This window comes from Streptomyces sp. PU-14G (assembly GCF_041028275.1).
Taxonomy (GTDB): domain Bacteria; phylum Actinomycetota; class Actinomycetes; order Streptomycetales; family Streptomycetaceae; genus Streptomyces.
Window position 1 is genome coordinate 1 of the sequence record NZ_JASKYT010000469.1, and the last position, 5,040, is coordinate 5,040.

The 5,040-nt window shown below is 74.5% G+C and carries 2 protein-coding genes and 1 pseudogene; all 3 read left to right on the plus strand.

The genetic code is table 11. From position 1 onward, the window contains the following. Positions 1 to 46: 46 nt before the first annotated feature. Positions 47 to 3,124: pseudogene (locus tag AB8Z75_RS31615) on the plus strand (GTPase); the annotation flags it as partial. Between the two features lie 399 nt (positions 3,125 to 3,523). Then, a complete protein-coding gene (locus AB8Z75_RS31620) occupies positions 3,524 to 4,273 on the plus strand; it encodes a single-stranded DNA-binding protein (RefSeq protein WP_369208039.1) in 750 nt (249 codons plus the stop codon). Between the two features lie 191 nt (positions 4,274 to 4,464). After that, positions 4,465 to 5,040: TQXA domain-containing protein (locus tag AB8Z75_RS31625; protein WP_369208041.1), on the plus strand; the 576-nt coding region annotated here is incomplete at its 3' end.

A 5,040-nucleotide genomic window follows, 5' to 3' on the forward strand; every position in this document is an offset into this window, starting at 1 on the left:
GGCCGGAACCGAGGCTGGGGCAGACGGTGAAGCGGACTCGCGGGCGGTGGACGGCTCGCAGGGCGCGCGGGCCGTCACGAGTGAGACGGGGCTCGTCTGGGATGACGGTGTCATTGCCCGCCGGGTCCGCGCACAGCGTGTCCCGGAGCCGGCCGAGCACAGCACGGGACAGCACAGCACTGGACAGCACAGCACCGGTCACCTCCAGGAGCCGGACGGCCGGGAGCCGCTGACGTACATGCACGCCCCTGTCGATGACGGCGTGCAGCGGGAGACGGACTCCCTCGCCCCCGGCCTGGCGCCGCCCTGGCGCAGTGCGTCCTGGCCGGACTCCTACGGCAGCGCGACCCGTACCGGTACCGGTGTCGATACCGGTATTGACACCGCTACGGGCGCGAGCACGGAGACGAGTACCGGAACGAGCTCAGGCACCGGCGCCGCCGCTCCCGCGGGCGTCGACAGCGGCTCGGGCCCGAGCTCGGGGCCGAGCCCGAGCACGGACGCAGGCGTGGGCTCCGGCCTCGTCACGGAGACCGGGACCGCTCTCCGCACCGACGCGGCCGGAGCCGTCTCCGCTCCGGCCGCCGCCGCCCGGATTCCCCGAGCGGCGGAAGGAGAGGCACGCCGGGAGGTGCGCGGCGACGGCCACCGGGGCGACGAGGTGCCGGACCTCGACGTTGCCGGTCACGCCGACGGCGTTCCCGGGCACAGCGCCCACGCGACCGGGCACGGCGGTGAGGACACGACCGGCGGGTTCCCCTGGGACGAGTACGTGGCCGCGCACCGGGACGCACACCAGAACGCGCGCCGTGGAGCATGGGAGACAGGCGAAGGTGCGGACGTACTGGACGCGCGGGGCGCGGGAGAGCAGCTGCTGCGGCAGCGGCTCGGAGCCCTGCGCGAGCTCGTCGGCCTGTCTCACACCCGGCTCGACACCGAGGTACTGGCCGAGGCGGGGCGGATGCTGGACGAGGCGGCGGCCCGTCGGGGCCTGCCCCGCTCCTACACCACCGTGGCGCTCGCGGGCGCCACGGGCAGCGGCAAGTCGTCGCTGTTCAACGCGTTGGCAGGCGCCCGCCTCTCCGAGGTCGGCATGCGCCGCCCCACCACCGCCGCCCCCGTCGCCTGCACGTGGGAGGCGGCCGGCCGCGAGGGCGACGCCGGCCCCGAGGGGCTGCTCGACAGGCTCGGCATCCCGCAGCACGCCCGGCACCGCACCCGCGAGATCGGCCTGAGCGGTCTGGTCCTCATCGACCTGCCCGACCTCGACTCCGCCGCACCGGGCCACCGCGAGCAGGTGGACAGGCTGCTCGAACTGGTCGACGCGGTGGTGTGGGTCGTCGACCCGGAGAAGTACGCGGACGCCGTCCTGCACGAGAGCTACCTGCGTCGCCTGGCCGGCCACGCCGAGGTCACCTTCGTCGTCCTCAACCAGACCGACCGCCTCACCCGTGACGCCGTCGACGCCGTCCTCGACGACCTGCGGCGGCTGCTGGACGAGGACGGTATGGCGCTGGGCGAGCACGGTGAACCGGGTGCCGTCGTCCTGTCCGCCTCCGCGCTCACCCACGAGGGCATCGGCGTACTGCACGAGGAGCTGGGTGAGTTCGTCGCACAGCAGCGCGCCGCCGTCCTGCGGCTCAGCGCCGACCTCGACGGCACCATGGAACGCCTCCGCCCCGTCTACGCCGATCCCGGTCCCGTTCCTGGTCCTGGATCTGGTTCGGCGGGCGGCCCCGTCGGGCTCACCGAACGCGCTCGCGAGGACTTCGAGGACCGCCTGGCCGTCGCCGTCGGTGCCGCCGCCGCGGGGCAGGCCGCCGAACGCACCTGGTTGCGACAGGCCGCACGCTCCTGCGGCACCCCCTGGGTGCGGGCCCTGCGCTGGTACGCCTCCCGTCCCGGCCTCGCCGACCGCGCCGAACACTCCCGCGAGCCGACGACCGGCGCGGGGACACAACCAGGTCCGCAACCGGAGTCGGGACCGGAGTCGCAGGCGGATTCGGAGCCAGAATCGCAGTCGCAGTCGCAGCCGCAGTCGCAGTCGGTGTCGGGCGCCGGGGCGGGTGTGGGTGCGCGCATCGGTACGGGTGCCGACACCCGTACGGAGCCGGAGCCCGCGCCGGAGACAGAGCCAGAGCCAGGGGCGGGCGCGGGCGGCGAGTCCGTCACCGGCGTCCACAGCGGCAAGCGTGCCCGTGGCGGCGGGCGGGAACGTGAGACGCTGCAACAGCCGCGTGCCGCCCGGCCCGTGGTGGCGCAAGCTGTGCGGGAGGTGGCCGACGCGGCTGCCGCAGGTCTGCCCAGCGCCTGGGCGCGCACCGTCCGGGAGTCCGCGCGGCGCGGCGCGGCAGGCCTGCCGGAGGTCCTGGACGAGGTCATGGCGACCTGCGCTGCCGACACCCGCATCGCCCCCGGCCCGGCGGACCACCGTCCGCCCGGCCGCGAGCAGGACGCCGGCGTCCCGTCGGCCCCCGGCGCCGAAGGCCAACCGGACGCGAGCACGTCCGCGTCGGTTGCGGAGGCGATCCCGGCCCAGTCCCAGGGGGGCACCCCGGCCGGGGCACATCCGGGAGGCAGGCTCCCGGACGAGCAGGCCCCGGACGGCGCAGCGGGGGAGGTGGCGCCGGACGGTACGCAGGCGGATGCCTCTCGGGCGCCGCGCTCATCGCGCCCCTCCCGTCTCTCCCACGCCTTTCACCTCTTTCACCTCCCGCGCCTCTTCCGTTTCTCCCGCTTCCCCCGCTTCTCCCGCTCCTCCCGTGCGGGGCGGCGGCGGGCGGTGAGGGCGTCGCGTCCGCCGTGGCACACCGCCGCGCTGGGGGGCCAGTGGCTGCTCCTCGGGCTTCAGTTGGCCGCTGTCGCGTGGGTGCTGGCCACGGTCGCGATGGCGGGCGGCGTCACGCGCACCGTTCTGCTGCCCTGCGCGGCCCTGATGGCGGCCACGTCGGCCGGGCCGCTGCTCGCCTGGGGATGCCGGAGGGCGGCGCGCGGCCCCGCCCGCGCCTACGGGCTGGAGGCGGAACGCAGGCTGCGGCAGCTCGCCGCCTCCTGCGGCAGGGAGCGGGTGCTGGAACCGGTGGCGGCGGAGCTCGTCCGCTACCGCGAGGTGCGGGAGCAGTTCGCCATCGCGGCGGGATCGGTCGGAGCCGCGGGAGACCCTCTGGGCACGTGGGCGCATCTGTCGACCGTCGAGGGCCGGTGGCCGGGCACCACGGACGAATCGCCGGGCGCCAGGGGCGAATCGCCGGGTGCCATGGATGAGTGGCCGGGCGTCAGGGGTGAGTGGCCGGGCGCCCGGGATGAGTGGCCGGACACCCCGGGGGACGCGCGGAGGGCCGCGGGAGGCGATCCGTCACCCACTTCGGTGACCGACTTGTGCACAACCAGCGAGTAATCCACAGATTCGAGCCCTTTTCCCCACGGCCTCGCCTCCTCCCCCACCCTGGAAACCGGAAGCAGAAGACGGCACGAGAACACAGGGCAGCGGCGGCCGGTCCGCCGCTGCACGGGGGTGGTTCGCATGTATGAGACGCACGTGACGGTGATGGGCAACGTGGCGACGAAGGTCGACCACTGGACCTCGTCGTCCGGGGTTCCGGTGGCCAGGTTCAGGCTCGCCAGCACGGTGCGGCGCTTCGACAGGCGCACCGAGCAGTGGACGGACGCCTCCACCAGCTTCTACACGGTGTGGGCCTGGCGTTCCCTCGCCACCAATGTCGCCTCGTCGCTGTCCCGCGGCGAACCCGTCGTCGTCCGGGGGCAGCTGCGGCTCGCGGAGGAGGAGCGGGAGGGCAGGCGCTATCTGAACGCCGACCTGACGGCTGCCACGGTGGGGCATGACCTGTCGCGCGGCACGGCCGCCTTCGTCCGGATGTCCCGCGCGGCCCCGGAGCTGACGCGGGGCCCCGCGCCCGCCTGGCCGCCGTTGGACGCGGCGGTGCCCGACCCGTTTGGGCCCGCCGCGCAGCCGCAGACCGCGGGTGGGGGCGAACGAGTCAAAAGGGGCTCGGCCGGAGGAGGAGGTGAGCAGCCCGCCGGGGAGGCCGTTGCGGGGGAGGCCGTCGCCGGGCAGTCCGTCGCCGGGCAGCCCGTTGACCAACTCGTCCGGAATGCCCGGCCCGGGCGGTCCGCTCGCAAGGGCGGAGCACGTGCTGGCGGAACGGGTGGTTCCGGTGCGGAACCGGTCGAGGCAGGGGGGTCGAATGGCGAGGCGCTGGTGTCCGAAGCCGTGGCGGAAGGAAGCGTTCCAGGTCAACGAGGTGCGCCGTGATCGTCCCGGTCCGCCGGATTCGCTGATAACGATTCCGAGTCGGAATGTGTGTCCGCCGTGAATCCTGGGGATTCCGCGCTGTTGATCTTCCTACGATCCCACCCGTACCGACCGGGGGGTTCAGCTTTGCGGCAGACCGGCCGCACGGGGGCGAGACGGCCTCGTGCGCGCGCTGCCAAGAGGGGAAGACCATGACTTCTGTACGCGCGCGGACGGCTCACCGACTCATGGCCGCCGCCGTGGCCACCGGGCTGTCCGCAGCCTGCGTGGCGGCGGGTGCGCCACCAGCGGCGGCACATCCGGGGGCGGCACATCCGGCGGCACACCCCGCGGCGGGCCAGTACGCCGCCCAGGGCGTGCCGGCCGGAGGGCAGCCGGAGCAGCGGAACGGGGCGACCGCCACGCTGAACGGCCTCACGACGGCCGACGAGGCGGTCATCACGGTGGACGGCGAGCGGCAGGAGATCAGCGCCGGGCTCTTCGAGATGGCCGTCGACGGCGGCGGCACCCTGCAGACCTACGGCATCGACGCGCTCAACCCCGTACAGGAGCAGTCGCGTTATGCCGAGGGGGAGGGGAAGACGTCGCCGTTGTGGGGCAACCGCAACGCGGGCCGGATCCGTTGGGTCGTCGACCATTCCTACCCGCACAGGAACGACCTCCAGGCGCTGGCGAAGGCGGCGGGAGCCAAGCGGCTCACTCCGCAGGCCGCCGCTGCCGGGACGCAGGTCGCCATCTGGCGGTTCGCCGAGAACGGGGCACGGGGG

Coding starts and splice junctions, on each gene's coding strand:
- AB8Z75_RS31620 (WP_369208039.1), top strand. CDS start 3,524: ATGTATGAGACGCACGTGACGGTGATGGGCAACGTGGCGACGAAGGTC.